At 66.8% G+C, this 16176-nt stretch carries 20 protein-coding genes; 6 read left to right on the plus strand and 14 right to left on the minus strand.

What is annotated here, in order from left to right; all coding sequences use genetic code 11:
* Positions 1 to 18 precede the first annotated feature (18 nt).
* The 4 genes from BAU06_RS11440 (at position 19) to BAU06_RS11455 (ending at position 1988) form a co-directional block, all read left to right on the plus strand.
* A complete protein-coding gene (locus tag BAU06_RS11440) occupies positions 19 to 465 on the plus strand; it encodes a hypothetical protein (protein ID WP_066349006.1) in 447 nt (148 codons plus the stop codon).
* Between the two features lie 111 nt (positions 466 to 576).
* A complete protein-coding gene (locus BAU06_RS11445) occupies positions 577 to 1011 on the plus strand; it encodes a hypothetical protein (RefSeq protein ID WP_156770213.1) in 435 nt (144 codons plus the stop codon).
* A gap of 66 nt (positions 1012 to 1077) precedes the next feature.
* The gene (locus BAU06_RS11450; protein ID WP_066349013.1) at positions 1078 to 1509 is read left to right on the plus strand and encodes a hypothetical protein; all 432 of its coding nucleotides are present in this window, start codon (positions 1078 to 1080) and stop codon (positions 1507 to 1509) included.
* 56 nt (positions 1510 to 1565) lie between these two features.
* On the plus strand, positions 1566 to 1988 hold the full coding sequence (locus tag BAU06_RS11455) for a hypothetical protein (protein ID WP_066349014.1): 423 nt from the start codon (positions 1566 to 1568) through the stop codon (positions 1986 to 1988).
* 11 nt (positions 1989 to 1999) lie between these two features.
* Here the strand turns inward: BAU06_RS11455 and fliR are convergent, their stop codons facing one another.
* The 13 genes from fliR to fliF form a co-directional block, all read right to left on the minus strand.
* Entirely contained in the window at positions 2000 to 2788 is a 789-nt protein-coding gene (fliR, locus tag BAU06_RS11460) for a flagellar biosynthetic protein FliR (protein ID WP_066349015.1), read from the minus strand.
* Positions 2789 to 2810: 22 nt separating this feature from the next.
* Positions 2811 to 3080, minus strand: coding sequence for a flagellar biosynthesis protein FliQ (fliQ, locus tag BAU06_RS11465; RefSeq protein WP_066349017.1), 270 nt, complete (start codon positions 3078 to 3080; stop codon positions 2811 to 2813).
* A 13-nt stretch (positions 3081 to 3093) separates the two neighbouring features.
* Positions 3094 to 3882 (minus strand): flagellar type III secretion system pore protein FliP, encoded by a 789-nt coding sequence (fliP, locus tag BAU06_RS11470; RefSeq protein ID WP_066349019.1) that lies wholly within the window; start codon positions 3880 to 3882, stop codon positions 3094 to 3096.
* A gap of 17 nt (positions 3883 to 3899) precedes the next feature.
* Positions 3900 to 4322, minus strand: a complete 423-nt coding sequence (fliO, locus tag BAU06_RS11475) for a flagellar biosynthetic protein FliO (protein WP_066349021.1) — start codon at positions 4320 to 4322, stop codon at positions 3900 to 3902.
* Positions 4323 to 4329: 7 nt separating this feature from the next.
* Positions 4330 to 4878 (minus strand): flagellar motor switch protein FliN, encoded by a 549-nt coding sequence (gene fliN / locus BAU06_RS11480; RefSeq protein WP_066349023.1) that lies wholly within the window; start codon positions 4876 to 4878, stop codon positions 4330 to 4332.
* Positions 4871 to 5878 carry a flagellar motor switch protein FliM gene (gene fliM, locus BAU06_RS11485; RefSeq protein WP_066349024.1) on the minus strand — a complete coding sequence of 336 codons (1008 nt, stop codon included), beginning with the start codon at positions 5876 to 5878 and terminating at the stop codon, positions 4871 to 4873. The genes fliN and fliM overlap by 8 nt, the downstream gene beginning before the upstream one ends.
* Before the next feature lie 2 nt (positions 5879 to 5880).
* A complete protein-coding gene (locus BAU06_RS11490) occupies positions 5881 to 6471 on the minus strand; it encodes a flagellar basal body-associated FliL family protein (protein WP_066349026.1) in 591 nt (196 codons plus the stop codon).
* A gap of 178 nt (positions 6472 to 6649) precedes the next feature.
* The gene (locus BAU06_RS11495) at positions 6650 to 8062 is read right to left on the minus strand and encodes a flagellar hook-length control protein FliK (protein WP_066349031.1); all 1413 of its coding nucleotides are present in this window, start codon (positions 8060 to 8062) and stop codon (positions 6650 to 6652) included.
* Between the two features lie 21 nt (positions 8063 to 8083).
* Positions 8084 to 8533, minus strand: coding sequence for a flagellar export protein FliJ (gene fliJ / locus BAU06_RS11500; RefSeq protein ID WP_066358890.1), 450 nt, complete (start codon positions 8531 to 8533; stop codon positions 8084 to 8086).
* Positions 8526 to 10004, minus strand: a complete 1479-nt coding sequence (fliI, locus tag BAU06_RS11505) for a flagellar protein export ATPase FliI (RefSeq protein ID WP_066349033.1) — start codon at positions 10002 to 10004, stop codon at positions 8526 to 8528. Before fliI ends, fliJ begins: the two co-directional genes overlap by 8 nt.
* A complete protein-coding gene (fliH, locus tag BAU06_RS11510) occupies positions 10001 to 10738 on the minus strand; it encodes a flagellar assembly protein FliH (protein ID WP_066349035.1) in 738 nt (245 codons plus the stop codon). Before fliH ends, fliI begins: the two co-directional genes overlap by 4 nt.
* Positions 10731 to 11738 carry a flagellar motor switch protein FliG gene (gene fliG, locus BAU06_RS11515; RefSeq protein ID WP_066349037.1) on the minus strand — a complete coding sequence of 336 codons (1008 nt, stop codon included), beginning with the start codon at positions 11736 to 11738 and terminating at the stop codon, positions 10731 to 10733. Before fliG ends, fliH begins: the two co-directional genes overlap by 8 nt.
* Complete coding sequence (fliF, locus tag BAU06_RS11520; protein WP_066349038.1) at positions 11728 to 13407, minus strand: flagellar basal-body MS-ring/collar protein FliF; 1680 nt, start codon at positions 13405 to 13407, stop codon at positions 11728 to 11730. The genes fliG and fliF overlap by 11 nt, the downstream gene beginning before the upstream one ends.
* A 293-nt stretch (positions 13408 to 13700) precedes the next feature.
* Between fliF and fliE the strand changes: the two genes are divergently transcribed.
* Together fliE and BAU06_RS11530 are read left to right on the plus strand one after the other, a co-directional pair.
* Complete coding sequence (gene fliE / locus BAU06_RS11525; RefSeq protein WP_066349040.1) at positions 13701 to 14036, plus strand: flagellar hook-basal body complex protein FliE; 336 nt, start codon at positions 13701 to 13703, stop codon at positions 14034 to 14036.
* A 79-nt stretch (positions 14037 to 14115) separates the two neighbouring features.
* Complete coding sequence (locus BAU06_RS11530; protein ID WP_082993639.1) at positions 14116 to 15282, plus strand: putative bifunctional diguanylate cyclase/phosphodiesterase; 1167 nt, start codon at positions 14116 to 14118, stop codon at positions 15280 to 15282.
* A 42-nt stretch (positions 15283 to 15324) separates the two neighbouring features.
* On the opposite strand, the gene BAU06_RS11535 is transcribed toward BAU06_RS11530, so the two are convergent.
* Positions 15325 to 16167, minus strand: a complete 843-nt coding sequence (locus BAU06_RS11535; RefSeq protein WP_066349043.1) for a flagellar brake protein — start codon at positions 16165 to 16167, stop codon at positions 15325 to 15327.
* Positions 16168 to 16176: the final 9 nt, after the last annotated feature.

The raw sequence follows: 16176 nt of genomic DNA on the forward strand, positions 1-16176 counted from the left end.
CGCCTGAGGACGCTATCCATGAAAAAGATCGCCATTGGCTTATTCGGTCTGGCTTCATTGTCGGCCTGCGGGGCTGCAATGGCCGCCGATGCGAGCCGACAGTCGTCGCTCCTGAAAGACGTGTCGCCGATAACCCAGGGCAAAAGCGCCGGCAAGGATGCGTCGGAGGGCACTTGCGCGGGCGCGGTCGAAGGGGAAACGAGGATCGGTTATGTCGTTTCGGTGGGAACGAACTGGTTCGGCACGAACAATACGACCATCGCTTTTGCGGATTCCGCGGGCAATTCTACCGTCGAGTCGTCCGGGTATTTCACCGACACGGATGAAGGGCTCGCTCAATACAGTACCTTGATATCCGCCTATCTGACTGGCGATCCGGTGACCATCTACTGCATAGGCAGGAGCCGGGATACCCACAGATATTCGTTTACCTATGTATGGCTCGGATACACCACGACGCCGTGACCGCCACTGGCGTGGGGCGCGTGTGGTGCTTGTGAGCGGCGCGATAAGGCCCTTCGCCGGGCGAACGGCGCCTGGCTTTCCCTCGGCCCATTTTGCTGGCAGAACTACACCATGAAAAACATAGCCGCGGCAGTGTTTGGACTCTACCTGATATGCGCGTCGGTTTCCGCATCCGCCGCGGAAGAAATCCGGAATGCGCCAGGCAAGGAACAACGGGGTCTCCCGCGCGAGCTGGCGACGGCGGGCAGTTGTGCTCACGCGATTGCCGGCGAGCGGCGCACCGGCTACGTCGCCTCCGTGGGGACCAGCTGGTTTGGAACGAATAACACCACTATCGCGTTCAAGGATCAACTGAGCAGCGATAACTACTCCATAGAGTCCTCCGGTTACTTCACCGATACGGCCGAAGGAAGCGCCCAGCTCACCTCACTTGTTTCGGCCTATTTGGCCAAAGTCCCGGTGACTTTGTATTGCAGCGGCAAAAATCCCAAGACCGGCAGGGACTCATTCACCTATCTCTGGGTCGGTCATGTGGACGCGCCATAACCGCTTATGCCACATCTGGCCACCGGTCATGGATTTCGCTCCATTCGATTCGCTCAGGACCCTATCATGAACAAAATCATGACTGCAACATTCGGTTTGTGCCTGTGGGCGACGTCAGTCGCGACCCTCGCGGCGGGTCCAGGCGAGAAGGTGCCCAGCCCTGAATATGGTGTTCCCCGCGCGAAGGCGTCCGCTGGCACTTGCAAGGGCGCCAAGTCCGGCGAGGAGCGTGTCGGCTACGTGGTTTCGGTCGGCGCCAGCTGGTTCGGCACGAACAATACGACGATCGCCTTCAAGGAACAGCCGACCAGCAGTACCTACACCATCGAGTCGTCAGGTTATTTCACCAATGAGGATGACGGGATCGTCCAACTGACAGCCTTGATAACGGCTTTGGTGACCGGGTCCAAGACGACCTTGTATTGCATGGGCAAGAGTCCGGCCACAGGAAGAGATTCGTTCAGCTCCGTGTGGTTCGGTGATACGAGCGCGCCGTGACCGATGGCGCGGCACCCCGACGTTCCAACCGGCCCGATTTTCGCCAGGACACTATCATGAAGAATATCGCCACAGCTTTGTTGGGTTTCGCGCTGTTGTCCACGGCGTTTCTCGCCGCCTCAGCGAATGAAAGCGGCAATGTACCCACTGCCAAATCCGGAGCACAGAAGGCGGCGACCGGCGGAAGTTGTGTCGGCGCGGACGCCGGAATCATGAGAAAGGGTTATGTGGCATCGGTGGCGTCGAGCTGGCTCGGCGACACGAATATATCGATTGCCTTCAGGTGGGATTCTTCGGATGAGCTTTCCGCGGAATGGTCTGCATATCGCAACGATTCGGCCGAGGGTGCGGCTCAATATAACGTGTTGATGTCGGCCTATTTGAGCGGCATCCCGGTTACCCTGTACTGCGCCGGCAGGAACTACAACGGCAAGGGTTCATTTTCCTCCGTCTGGCTCGGCGAGACCGACGCGCCATAACCCTCTGGCGACTATGTCCCGCCCAGCAATCCGGCCAGCCGTTCCATCGCGTTAATACCTTCCTGGAACAGCCCGGACAGGAAGCCCGTGCTTTGCGGTAACGCGACGGCCAGAAGGAGGACACCGGCAATCAGCGTAAGGGGAAAACCGACCGCGAAGACGGACAACTGCGGCGCCGCGCGGTTCAGTATGCCCAAGGCCAGCTGGATCGCCAGCAGCGAGGCGATCAGCGGCAGCGCCAGCAATAAGCCCGAAGAAAAAATCTTGCTGCCCAGCTGCGCCACCATGGACCAGCCTTCCGGGTTCAGGGCAGGCGTGCCGATCGGCAGGATGGTGAAGGTCTTGACCAGCATGCCCAGCATCATCAGATGCCCGTTCACGCTCAGGAACATGAGCATCGCCAGGATGTTGAACAGGCGCGCCAGCACCTCGGTATTGGCCTGCGTGGTCGGATCGAAGATGGTGGCCAGCGACAGGCCCATCTGCAGGCCGACGAAATCCCCGGCCGTCTGCACGGCCGCGAAGCAGACCCGCATGCAAAAGCCCATCGCGACGCCGATGAACACCTGCTGGGCCAGTATCCATAGCCCCGCCAAAGAGCCGGGGGCCACGGTGGGCATGGGGGGCAGCGAGGGCGAGATCACGATGGCCAGGATGGCGGCCAGCCCGATCTTGGTGGTGCGCGGCGCGGAGGTTTCGCCGAACAGCGGCGCCACGCCGATCAGGGCCAGCAGGCGCGCGAACGGCCACAGGAAAGTATTGATCCATCCATACCACTGGTCCAGCGTGAAAGTGATCATGGCGGCGTGCCGCGTGGGCGGCTTACGAGACCAGGTGGGGAATCTGGTCCATGATCTGGCGGATGTAGTCCGTCAGCATGCCGATCAGCCACGGCCCCAGCAGCACCAGCGTGCCGGCCACGGCCACCAGCTTGGGGATGAAGGACAGCGTCATTTCGTTGATCTGCGTCGCGGCCTGGAACACGCTGATCAGCAGGCCGACGAGCAGCGTGACCAGCAGCAGGGGCCCGGCCACGATCAGGATCATGCGCATCGCCTGGTAGGTCAGCGTCATTACGGTTTCGGCGTCCATGCCTGGCCTCCGGTTACTGGTAGAAGCTGCGGGCCAGCGAGCCCAGCAGCATATGCCAGCCGTCGGCCAGCACGAACAGCATCAGCTTGAACGGCAGCGATACCGAAATCGGCGGCACCATCATCATGCCCAGGCCCATCAGGACGCTGGCCACCACCATGTCGATGATCAGGAAGGGGATGAAGATGGTGAAACCGATCTGGAAAGCGGTCTTCAGTTCGCTCGTGATGAAGGCGGGCACCAGGATTTTCATGGGCACCGCCGAGGGATCCTCCAGCGGCGGCTGGTTGGTCAGGTTGGCGAACAGCGACAGGTCCGTCTCTCGCGTCTGGTGCATCATGAAGGTGCGCAGCGGCTGGGCGCCGCGTTCGATCGCCGTTTCGAACGAGATCGCGCCATTGGACAGGGGCTCGTAGGCGTCCTTGTAGATCTGGTCGAATACCGGCGACATCGTGTACGCGGTCAGGAACAGGGCCAGTCCGACCAGCACCAGATTGGGCGGGGTGGTCTGCGTGCCCAGCGCGTTGCGCATCAGGCTGAGCACGATGATGATGCGCGTGAAGCCGGTCATCATCAGCAGGACTGCCGGGATGAAGGTCAGCGAGGTCAGCATCAGCAGCGTCTGCACGCTGAGCGAATAGGTTTCGCTGCCGTTCGGGCCCGGGGTCGCCGTCAGCGCCGGCAGGGTGGCCTGCGCCGACGCCGCGATGGGCAGGCAGGCCAGGGCCAGCAGGGCCAGGCCCGTCAGGACGCGGCGCAGGGCGCCGGCTTCGCCGGAGTGGGCGCGGTGGAAACGTGTCATGGGACCATCCAGCGGTATCAGCCCCGGCGCAGCGCCTGGCTGAGTTTGCTGGCGAAGGAAACGTCGCGCGGCAGCGCGGATTGCAAGGGCTCGCCGTCGGCCGTCGCGGCGGTCTCGCCGGCCTTGGCGCGGCGGCGGGCCAGGAATGAGGTCACCAGGGCGCCGGGCGCCTGGGCGGGGGCGCCCGCTACGCCTGCCGGCATGGTGTGCAGGACGTTCATCTGGCCGGCCGTAACGCCTACCAGCACCCAGGCGTCGGCGAGCTCCAGCAGCACGATGCGCTGGCGCGGCCCCAGGTTCAGGCTATCGACGATGCGCATCGTGCCGCCCGCCGCGCGTCCGGCCAGGCCGGTCCGGCGCGCCAGCCAGCCGCAGGCCAGGATCGCCGCGATGACGAAGACCAGGCCCACGATGACACGGACGGTAGCGGCGTCGCCCATGATGCCTTCAGCGGCGGCCGTTCAGGCGGTTGATGCGTTCGGCCGGCGTGATGATGTCGGTGAGGCGGATGCCGTATTTGTCGTCGACGACCACGACTTCGCCCTGGGCGATCAGGTAGCCGTTGACGAAAATGTCCATCGGCTCGCCGGCCAGGCCGTCGAGCTCCACCACCGATCCCTGTCCCAGCTGCAGCAGGTTCTTGATGGTCAGGCGCGTGCGGCCCAGTTCCACCGTCAGCTGGACGGGCACGTCCATGATCAGGTCGATGTCGGCGGTGGACTTTTCGCTAGAGCCGGACAGCGGTTTGAAGACGGATGCGCCCGCGGGCTTGGCGGCGGGGGCGGCGGGCGCGGCCGGCGCTGGCGAGGCCGCCGGCGTGGCGGCGGCGGTCTGTTCGGCCAGGGCATCGGCCCAGTCGTCGGCCGGCTTCAGGCCGTCGGCCTGCGTGGGCGGCGCGGCGCGAGATTGCTCGGCCAGGGCGTCGGCCCAGTCGTCGCTGGCGCTCGCCGCGGCGGGTTTGTTTTGGTCGGGCCGCTCGGCGTTCTGATCAGTCATGGTCGGGGGCCTCGTTCTCGGGATCCACGGGGGTAAGCAGTTTCTGTACGCGCAGCGCGTATTGGTTGTTGAACACGCCGTAGCCGCATTCCAGCACCGGCACGGCATCGACATGGGCGGTGACGATTTCCGGCACGTCCACCGGCAGTACGTCGCCGACCTTCAGCTTCATCAGCTCGCCGATGGAGGAAGGTATGCGGGCGAATTCGGCGATGAGCTCGACATCGGCGCTGCGGATCTGGCGCGACAGCTGGCGCGCCCAGCGCTGGTCCACCGCTTCCAGCGCCGTCTCCTGCAGCGGGCGGGTCAGCAGATCCCGCACCGGCTCGATCATGGAGTAGGGCAGGCAGATGTTCAGGTCGCCGCCGGTCGCGCCGAATTCGATGTGGAAGGGCGTGACCACGACGACTTCATTCGAGCCGGTGATGCTGGCGAACTTGGTGTGCATCTCCGAGCGCACGTACTCGAACTCTATCGGGTAGACCGCTTCCCAGGCCTTGCCGTAGCTTTCCAGCGTCAGGTTCAGCAGGCGGCGGATGATGCGCTGTTCGGTCGTGGTGAAATCGCGGCCCTCGACCCGGGTGTGATAGCGGCCGTCGCCGCCGAACAGGCTGTCGATGACCAGGAACACCAGGTTGGGGTCGTAGCTGAACAGGGCGGTGCCGCGCAGCGGCTTCATCTGCACCATGTTCAGGTTGCTGGGCACGGGCAGATTGCGCTCGAAATCCGAGTACTTCAGGATGCGGATGGAGCCGACGGTGATGTCGGCGTTGCGGCGCATGAAGTTCAGCAGGACGTTGCGCATGTGACGCGCGAAACGCTCGTTGATCAGCTCCAGCGTCTGCATGCGGCGCCGTACCACCCGCTCCGGAGAGCTGAGGTCGTAGGCGCGCACGCCGTCCTGTTCGTTCTGGCTGGTTTCCTTGCCGTCGCTTTCGCCGGTGACGCCCGCCAGCAGGGCGTCTACTTCGTCCTGCGATAGGAACGCCTCGTAAGCCATGCTTATTGCACCACGAATTCGGTGAACAGCACGTCGGTGACATACTGTCCGTCAGGCAGGGGAGTAAAGGGCTTGTTGACCGCCTTCAGCAAGGCGTTGGCCAGGTCGACCTTGCCCTGCGGCGTCTGCACGCTTTCCGGCGTCTGGGCCGACAGCAGCATCAGTACGCGGCTGCGGACTTCCGGCATGTATTTCTCGATGCGCTGGCGCGACTGTTCGTCGGCCACGCGCAGCGTCATCGCGATGTGCACGATGCGCTCGCGGTCGGCACTCTGCAGCGTGACCGTGAAAGGCGTAATGGGAATGAAGATGGGCGCCGGCACCGCCTGCGGCGTCTGCGGCGGCGGCACGAAGGTGGTCGGCGTGGCGCCGACCGTAGGCTGCTGCGCCTGCCCCACGTTGATCTGCACGGCCGAATTGGCGGCGTTGCGCTGCGACCGGGTCGTGATCATCCACGTCGTCGCGACGCTGGCGGCGGCGACGATCAGCAGAACCAGCAGGCCGATGATCGGGCGCAGGAATCGCGACGAGCCGTTGTTGCGCATCGGCAGGGTGCTGCGGGACGGCATGGTGGAGGTTTTGGATGTCGCCATCTTGGATGGTGGTTGTTTGCCTGGGAAACGGATATCGATTATTCGATTGCATTTTGCCTGACTTGGGCAGGCGGGACGCAAGGGAAAAACAGGGCGAAAACTGGGTATCTCCGCCTATTGCTCGAAGGCGCTCCGAGCCGGCCGCGGGGCGGCCGGCCAAGGGGGCGAACCGCGGCGTTCATGCGAAGGTGTCGACCAGTCCGGCGTTGGCGCGGCGCGGCGCCGGCACGGCGATCTGCACGGTTTCGCCCGACGCATCGGCCTGCGACGGCTGGGCCTGCCCGGCGCCCTGGCCGGGGCGGTCGCCGCCCTGGTTCATGCCGCCGAACCCGGCCTGCGCGCCCTGGTCGCTGACATTGGCCTGGCCCAGCGAGATGCCCGCCTGGGCCAGGGTCTGCTGCAATTGGGGCAGGGCGGATTCCACCGCCTGGCGGACGGCGGCGTGGGCGGAGACGAAGGAGGCCTCGGCCACGCCGTCGCTCAGCTTGATCGTGACGCGCAGCGGCCCCAGGTCCGGCGGGTCCAGGCGCAGTTCGGCGGTGTGCGAGTCGTTGCCGCCACGATGCGTCATCAGCACCAGCTGGCTGCCGAGCTCCGCGCCCCATTGCGGCTGGCCGACCGGTGTCCGGACGGCCGGTGCGGCGGTATTGCCGCCGGCCGGTGCGGCGGGCGCCTGCCAGGCGCTTGCCAGCGTCTGCGTCATGTCGGCCTGGGCCGCGTGGGCGGCATTGCGCGGAACGGCGGTGGCGTCCGGCGCGGCGTTCTCGTCGCGGCCGCTGGTCCTGCCGGCGATGGCGGCATGGGCGGCGTCCTCCTGCCCGGTCGCATGGGCCGCGTCGCGGATGTCGGCGGCCGAGGCGCTGGCGGCATCGGCGGATCCGCCGGCGGCACGCGGATCCTGGCCATGCGTGTCGGCGCCGCGCGCTGGCGCCGCCACCCGGCCCTTGGGCGCCGATGTGTCCGGGGTGGCCAGGGCGTTCGCCGTGGATGGCGTCCCAGGGAGGCCGTCCTGCGCCGCACCGGCCTGGCTGGCGGCGCCCGCGAATCCGGCGGCCGTGCCGGAGTTCTGTCCGGCCGCCTGCGTCGGGGCGCCGGCGGCGCCGGCCTGCGGCAAGGCCGGCACATCGGCCGCGGCGCCCAGGCCGGACGGCGCGGCACCCTGGCCGAGGCCGGCCTGCGCCGGCGATCCAGGCGCCGGGCTCGAGCCGTTGTCGGCGCCGGCCTGTATCTGCAGGGACATGGCGGCGATGGCCAGGGCCTGTTGCGCCAGGGTGGGCGCGGCGCCGGCCGCCAGGTCCGCGGCGGTCTTGTCATCATCCTTGGCGCCGGCGTCGACGGCGGCGGCGTCGTTCACCGGGCCGGCGGTGCCCGCCGGCTGGGCCGCCGGCGCATCGGCCGCGGCGGGCTGGCCAGCGTCGGCGGCGGGCGCCGCGGCGCTGTCCTGGCCGGCACGCTGGCGCGCCATGATGTCGGAAAAACTGGAGGCATCGCCCTCGCGCGCGCCCCGGCCATCCGACGCGGAGGCGCCGGAGGCCGGGCCGGAAGAGGGCGCGGGCGCGGCAACGGCCAGCATGGCAAGCGGAGTAGTCATGGTCGGCGTCCTCTATCTATATCAGTGCAGTCCCGCGCCCTGCCTGACCAGGCGGGCGGAGTACTCGTCGTTCAGGCGCTGTTCGCGGCGCGCGTCCTCGCGCGCCACCACCTGCTGCTGGCGCTGTGCCAGCGCGTCCAGGGAGTTGAGCTTGCGGCGCTCCTCGCGCCAGCGTTCCTTGCCCTGCTCCAAGTGGGTGGCGGCCTGCTCCAGGACCGCGCGCTGCTGGTCGATGGCATCGTCCAGCGTGGCGATGAAGCGCTGGTAGTTGTGGCAGTCCGCCGCCGACATGCCCGTCATCATGGCGTTCTGCAGCCGCAGCAGGTAGTCGGCGCGATAGTCGTTCAGCATGGTCAGCTGCTGTTCGGCGTTGTTGCGCGCCACGTGCAGGCCGCCAAGCTGCTTGGCGGCCTCGTCGGTATGATCCTTGGCCAGCGAAATCAGCATGTCAAGGGGAAGTTGGCTAGGCATGCGCGTCACCCGTTTGTAGCGTGGCCTGCAACTGCGCGACGGCAGTCGTGTAGTCCACTTTTTCGCCGATGTTCTGTTGCAGGAATGCCTCCAGCCGCGGATAGCGGGCGATGGCATCGTCCAGGGCAAGGTCGTGGCCCGGCGCATAGGCGCCCACGGCGATCAGGTCGCGGTTGCGCTGATAGCGCGATACCACCTGCTTGAAGCGCCGCACTACGGCGAACTGCTCCTGCGTGATCAGCGACGTCATGGCCCGCGAGATCGACGCCTCGATGTCGATGGCGGGGTAGTGGCCCGCCTCGGCCAGATGGCGCGACAGCACGATATGGCCGTCCAGGATGGCGCGCGCGGAATCGGCGATGGGGTCCTGCTGGTCGTCGCCCTCCGCCAGCACGGTATAGAAGCCGGTGATCGATCCCGCCTTCCCGTTGGGGCCGGGCGCGCCATTGCCGGCGCGTTCCACCAGCGCCGGCAGGCGCGCGAACACCGAGGGCGGGTAACCCTTGGTGGCGGGCGGCTCGCCGATGGCCAGGGCGATCTCGCGCTGCGCCATGGCATAGCGGGTCAGCGAGTCCATGATCAGCAGCACGTCCAGGCCCTGGTCGCGGAAATGCTCGGCGATGCGGGTCGCGTAGGCCGCTCCTTGCAGTCGCAGCAGGGGCGATACGTCGGCCGGCGCGGCCACCACGACGGAGCGGGCCAGGCCTTCCGGCCCCAGGTTGTGTTCGATGAATTCCTTGACTTCGCGGCCCCGTTCGCCGATCAGGCCCACGACGATGACGTCGGCCTTGGTGTAGCGGGCCATCATGCCCAGCAACACGCTCTTGCCGACGCCGGAGCCGGCGAAAAGCCCCATGCGCTGGCCGCGTCCGACCGTCAGCAGGCCGTTGATGGCGCGCACGCCCACGTCCAGCACCGTATCGATGGGGGCGCGCGACAAGGGGTTGATGGGCAGGGCGGACAAGGGCGCCTGGTCGGCGCCGACCAGGGGACCGAGGTCGTCCAGCGGCCGTCCGCCGCCATCCAGTACGCGGCCCAGCAAGGCGTTGCCGACGGGCAGGTGGCGGCCCAGCGCGGGCTTGGCGTTGCCGTTCAGGATGGCCTTGCGGGGCAGGGGGATCTGCCGCTGCAGGGGCGGTTCGCCCGGCACCACGCGCGCGCCCGGCGGCAGGCCGGAAATATCCGACTGCGGCATCAGGTACAGCGTGTGGCCGTCGAAGCCCACGACCTCCGCGTCGGCCCAGTGATCGTGGCCCGGCGCGATCTCGATGCGGCACACCGCGCCCACCGGCAGGCGCAGGCCGGTGGCCTGCAACACCAGTCCGGTGGCGCGGGTGACGCGCCCCGTCGCCAGCCATGGGTCCGTCGAATTGGCCCGGATGGATCCGATCTGCAGTTGCGTGACCCAGCGATCCACCACCGGGACGGCGGGCACGCCGGCAATCGGTGCGGTCGCGTGCGGATCGCTCATTGCGCGTCCTCCAGCGGCATGTCGCGGCCCAGCGAGGCGGCCACGCGGCGCCAGCGCGTTTCCAGCGTGGCGTCGATTTCGCCCAGCGAGGTCTCCGCCCGGCAGCCGCCGCGCGTGATCGATTCGTCGGCCAGCACGCGCCACGGACCGGTTTTCAGTTCTTCGGCCAGGTGCAGGCGCACCAGCTCCAGGTCCAGGGGATGCAGCCACAGGCGCAGCGGCGCGCCGGCGGTGGGATTCATGTGCAGCACTTCCCGCACGGCGGCCAGCAGCGCCTCGGGCTGTTGGGCGACGGTGACACGCACGACCTGGCGGGCGATGTCCAGCGCCAGGGTCAGGAGCGCCTGGCCGGTCTTTTCTTCCAGCTGCGCCAGCGAGGAAGCCGTGGCCTCGGCGATCGCGCGCAGGCGCGTCGCTTCCTCCGCGCCTTGCTCGCGCGCGTCGATCAGGCCGGCGGCATGCCCGGCCTTGCGGCCTTCTTCCAGTCCCTGCTCGTAGCCGCGCGCGCGGCCTTCCGCCACGCCCAGGTCGTAGCCTTCCGAGCGGCCTTCGGCCAGCCCTTGCGCATGGCCGGCACGGCGCGCTTCTTCGCGCACCTGGCGGGGATCGGGCCCCGGGTCGGGCAGCACCTCCGGCACGTGCGCCGCCGCGTCCTGTTCCTCGAACGACGCCAGGCGCCAGCGCTGCCACGTCGCGCCGGGGGACGACGCCGGGACGGCGCGGCGCTCAGACATACGCGTCGTCTCCCTGGCCGCCCAGGACGATCTGTCCGCTCTCCGCCAGGCGGCGCGCCACCAGCAGGATCTTCTTCTGCTCGGCCTCTACCTTGGACATGCGGATGGGGCCCTGGGCCTCCAGGTCTTCGCGCAGCATCTCGGCCGCGCGGCTGGACATATTGCGCAGGAACTTGTCGCGCAGGTCTTCCACCGCGCCCTTGAGCGCCACCATGAGGGTGTCGTTGTCGACTTCCTTGAGAATGAGCTGGATGCCGCGGTCCTCGACGTCGAGCAGGTTCTCGAACACGAACATCTCGTCGACGATCTTCTGCGCCAGGTCGGCGTCGCGCTCGCGCAGGCTGTTGACGACGTTTTCCTCGTCGGTGGAATTCATCATATTGAGGATTTCCGCCGCGGTACGCACGCCGCCCATCTTGCTGCGCTTGGCGCCCTGGCCGGCCAGCACGGCGTTCAGCGTTTCCGTCAGTTCCGACAGTGCGGTGGGCTGGACGCCGCCGAAAGTCGCGATGCGCAGCATCACGTCGTTGCGCAGGCGTTCGGTCAGGCGGGTCAGCACGGCTGCCGCGCGGTCGCGTTCCAGGTGCACCAGGATGGTGGCGATGATCTGCGGATGCTCGTCGCCGATCAGTTCGGCCACGATGTGCGGGTCCAGCCAGTTCAGCGCATCGATGCCGCTGCCGCTGTCGCCGGCTTCCAGGATGTCTTCGATCAGGCCGGCCGCCCGGTCGCTGCCCAGCGCCTTGGTCAGGACGCTGCGGATGTAGTCGTCCGAACCCAGCGTGACGGCGATGAACTGGTCGGACTCCTGGCGGAACTCCTCCAGCACCTCGGCCACGTCTTCGCGCGTCACCTGCTTGAGCTGCGCCATGGCGGCGCCCACCTGCTGTACTTCGCGCGCGCTCAGGAAACGGAATACCTCGGCGGCGGCGTCCTCGCCCAATGACATCAGCAGCACCGCTGCCCGGGTCATGCCGTCGATCGGTTTATCACTTGGCATCTTTGCTTATCCAGGTACGCAGCACCATGGCCACCGCGCGCGGGTCCTTGGTAGCCATATCGCGGGCGCGCTTCATGTTCTCGTCGAAACGATCCATCTCCTTGGCGCGGGCTTGCTCCTGGGCCTCGCGCAGGGCTTCCTGGCGCTCCATCTCGGCCAGCTCGGGATCGATGGGCGGATTCATATAGCGTTCGTAGATGGGCCGCACCAGCGAACGCCACACCCACAGGGCCAGGAGTGCCAGCACCAGCCAGCCCAGCGCGGTCTTGGCCATCGCGATGTTGGCGGGGTCCTTCCACCACGGCGGCGTCGGCTCGGTGTCGTTGAACTGGCTGTTGACCACGTTCAGCGAGTCGCCGCGCGCCTCGGAATAGCCCATGGCTTCCTTCACCAGCGTGGTCAGCTTGTTCAGCTGTTCCTCGGGCAGGGCCTTGGGCTCGCCATCCTTGTCCGGCATGTAGTTGATGACCACGGCCACGGACAGGCGCTTGACGGAGCCCACCGGCTGCTTGACATGGCTGATGGTGCGGTCGACTTCGTAGTTGGTCGTGTTCTCGCGGCGCGTGGTCGACGGCCCCTGCGGGACGGCGGGCGCGGTGGCGGTCTGCTGCTGGCCGGCCTGGGCCTGCTGCGCGCCGGGTTGCCCCGGGCGTTGCGGCTGCTGGTTGGCCGGCGGATTGACGATGGGCGCCTGGGCATTGGCCGGCGGCTCGTTGGTCAGGGCGCCCGGCACGCCTTGCGCCGGGTTGACACCCGTCTGCTGCGAATCGTTGGTCTGCTGGCTGCGCACCGCGGCCTGGCCCGGCTCCTGGTTGGGCCGGTAGACCTCCGACGTTTCTTCCCGGCGGGAGAAATCCATGTCGACGCTGGCCTGGGCGTGGACATTGCCCGGACCGACCAGCGGGTTCAGGATCGCCAGGATGCGTTCGACCGTGCGCTGTTCCGTCTCGCGCACGAAGCGCGTCTGGTCGGCGTCCATGCCGCGGCCTTCCCCGGTGGGGGAGGACAGCAGTCGGCCGTTCTGGTCGACGATGGACACATTGCTGACGGTCAGTTCCGGCACGCTGGAGGCCACCAGCCACGAAATGGCCGACACCTGGGAATCGCCGATGCTGCGTCCCGGGTAGAGCGTCAGCACGATGGATGCGGTGGGCGGACGGCGGTCGCGCACGAACAGCGTCTGGCGCGGCAGGGCCAGATGCACACGGGCGTGCTGCACGGCGTTCATGGACTCGATCGAGCGTGCCAGTTCGCCTTCCAGGCCGCGCTGGTAATTGATTTGCTCGGTGAACTGGCTGGCGCCGAAACGTGTGTTGTCCAGCAGCTCGAAGCCGACCGAGCCGCCGCGCGGCAGGCCCTGGCCCGCCAGCTGCAGGCGGGCGTCGTAGACTTTCTCCGCGGGCACCAGGATGGCCGTACCGGTCTCATTGAAGCGGTAGGGCACGTTCATCTGGTTCAGCGCCGAGACGATCGCCCCCCCGTCCCGGTCGTCCAGATTGGAGAACAGTACCTTGTAGTTGGGATCGCGTCCCCACATCACGGCCGCGACGATCAGCGCGATGACCGCCGCCGCCGCGCCCAGCAAGAGCGGTTTCGGGACGGTCCGCAGCTTTTCCAGCACGGGAAACCGGGACATCAGGGAAGCGGTCAGGGTGGCCTGCTGGTTCATCGGCTGCCCCCGCTCGCCAGACGGCGCGAGTTCCGGGGATGTACGTTAGGGGTAGGCAAGTTACACATGCAACGTGCTTCGGGTATCGGAGCGTGGATTATGGCGGCCCGGCCCTGCATCCCAAGGGAAGAAAAACCCGGGTTTTTGGCGTCATTTGCCATTTATGTCTTTCCCGGTACAAGTGCCGGACCCCAAGCAGGCGAAATATCGGGTTTTTTGACTTCATTTATGCCATATGCGCAGGGGCGCGGAGCGGTAGTCTCTCGCAACCGACAATAAAGGATAGATTTGCCATGGCAATAGCCGGACTGGCTGGAATAGAGAACATGCTGGAGCAGATGCGCCAGGTGGTGCGCGTCGCCCAAGGCTCCGCTCCCGACGCCTCCAACGGCGCATCACCGATCGGCGACGGTTTCGCCGCCGAGCTTCAGCGTTCCCTGAAGCGGGTGTCCGGCGCCCAGAATGCCGCCGTCGCCCAGGCCAAGGCCTTCGAGCTGGGCGCGCCCAATGTTTCCTTGAACGACGTGATCGTCGACATGCAAAAGGCCAACGTCGGATTCCAGACGGCGGTGCAGGTGCGTAATCGCCTTGTCGCGGCTTACAAGGAAATCTCGTCCCTGTCGGTGTGAGACTTGCCGGTTTTGTGCAAGAATCCTGCCCGTGCGGCACGCTTCGGACTAATTCCGTTATCGCCGTCGACGGTGTGCGATGCTTGACACTCTTACATTGCTTGTCGTAGCCGTAATCCAGTTCGAGATCATCGGCGTCGTGCTGCTGACAACATGGTTCATTTCCCGGCGCGCCCGCGGCGCCCTGGGCGGTGGCGGAGCCATGGCGCTGGTCGCGGCGATGTGCCTGTTGCCGATCTGGTATCTGTGGGATACCGGGATCGCCCATATCGCCGGATTCCACTGGATACTGCTTGCGCTGATCGTGGTGGTGCCCTCGGGGCTGCTGCTGTTCCTGGCCTTGCACCTGGTCCGGTCGGAAGCCATCCTGCGCGCGGTGCGGATCACCCGCAGCGGCCAGAGCGTCCTGGGCCTGTCCCAGGTGGCCGATTCCGAGGCCCTGGAAGAAGACCTGCGCCAGGCCATGCAGGAAACGGGGCAGCTCTATGTCCATTACCAGCCCATCTACAGCGCCGGCACCCGTACGCTGGTGGGCTTCGAGGCATTGCTGCGCTGGAACCATCCGCATCGGGGCCTGGTCGCGCCCATGCAGTTCATTCCCCTGGCCGAGCAAACCGAGTTGATCGTGCCCTTGGGGGCATGGGTGCTGGAGACCGCCTGCGCCGAGGCCGCCACCTGGCCCGAGCCCTGGTACCTGTCGGTGAACCTGTCGCCGGTGCAGCTCGAAAAAATCCAGCTTGTCCGCGATGTGCGGGCGGTGATGGACCGCACCGGCCTGAAGGCCGAGCGACTGGAACTGGAAATCACCGAAGGCGTCCTGGTGGCGGCGGAAGGGGGAGAGATCTCGCGCCTGGCCGAGCTGCGCCGGGCCGGCGTGCGGATCGCCATCGACGATTTCGGCACGGGTTATTCCAGCCTGGGCTATCTGCGGCAACTGCCTTTCGACACGATCAAGATCGACCGGTCTTTCGTGCGCAACCTGGAAAGCGATTCCAGCGCCCAGGCCATCGTGGGCACCATTGTCGAGCTATCGCGTCGCCTGAACCGGGAAATCGTCGCCGAGGGCGTCGAAACGGAAGGCCAGTACGCCATCCTGAACGCCCTGCAATGCCATCGCGTGCAGGGGTGGCTGCTGGGCAAGCCCATGCCGCCGGAGGAAATCGCCCTGCATTACTTCCCCTCGGCCGCCCAGGATGGCGAGGTGCGGGAAGTGCCGTGGGTGGACCAGGCGGCCGATCCCACCTAGACGGGAAGGGTCGCACCCGGTCCGGCAACGGGGCGCGGTGCGCTAGATCGCGGCGCGCGCCTTCTCCAGGCGCCACACCACTTGCTGCAGCCAGGCTTCCTGACGTCCATTGAGCGCGGCGAACTCCGCGCCGATATGGGTCAGCGGATCCTGGATGCTCAGGCTGGGACGCAAGGCCGGCGCGGCAGGCGCTTCGCCCGTTCCCTCGCGCGCGGCATCGGCGCCGTCTTCCGCGGCTTGCGGCAGCGGTTGTCCGGAAAGCGGAATCACCGTGCGTATCCGCAGCTGCGTCGTTATATTGCCCAGATCGCCGAAATCCAGGTAGACGTCTTCCATGAGCGCGCCGGCGGGCGGCAATTCGGCGGCAAGCCGTTCCACGCGCAGGCCTATGCCCTCCACCGAAATATCGCGGATGGAAAACAGGATGGGCTTGGACGCCGGATCGGGTCGCCATTGGCCGGCGCAGCGTACGGCCGTGCCAATGACCGAAGCGCGAAACAGCTTGCGGCGCTGGATGCGCGACACGCGTTCGGGCAGCGGTGACACGAAGGCCGCGCTGCCGTCATCGAAACGGACCAGCTCGGGGCGCGGCACGCGGAAGTGGATCTGTACGCCGCCGTAGCCGTTGCCGTGGAATTGCAGCACCGTACCGACCCGCAAGCCCCGGGTGTCGTTGGTCGCGAAGTCCGAACCGGCGAAATCGCGCGGGCGCCAGAAGAAATGGTCGGTCTGTTTATCGATGCCCAGGACCAGTATCGCGGTCTCGCGATCGGCGGCATCGCGCACCAGGGTCGTGCAGTCCTGGTGCGTCAGCTCGAAAATGGCGGAGCGTATTTCCTCCGGCCGCGTCAACAGAAAGTCCGATTCAGGCTCGTTCAACGGCATGGCGGTTCC

Origin of the sequence: Bordetella bronchialis (genome assembly GCF_001676705.1) — a bacterium.
Lineage (GTDB): Bacteria > Pseudomonadota > Gammaproteobacteria > Burkholderiales > Burkholderiaceae_B > Bordetella_C > Bordetella_C bronchialis.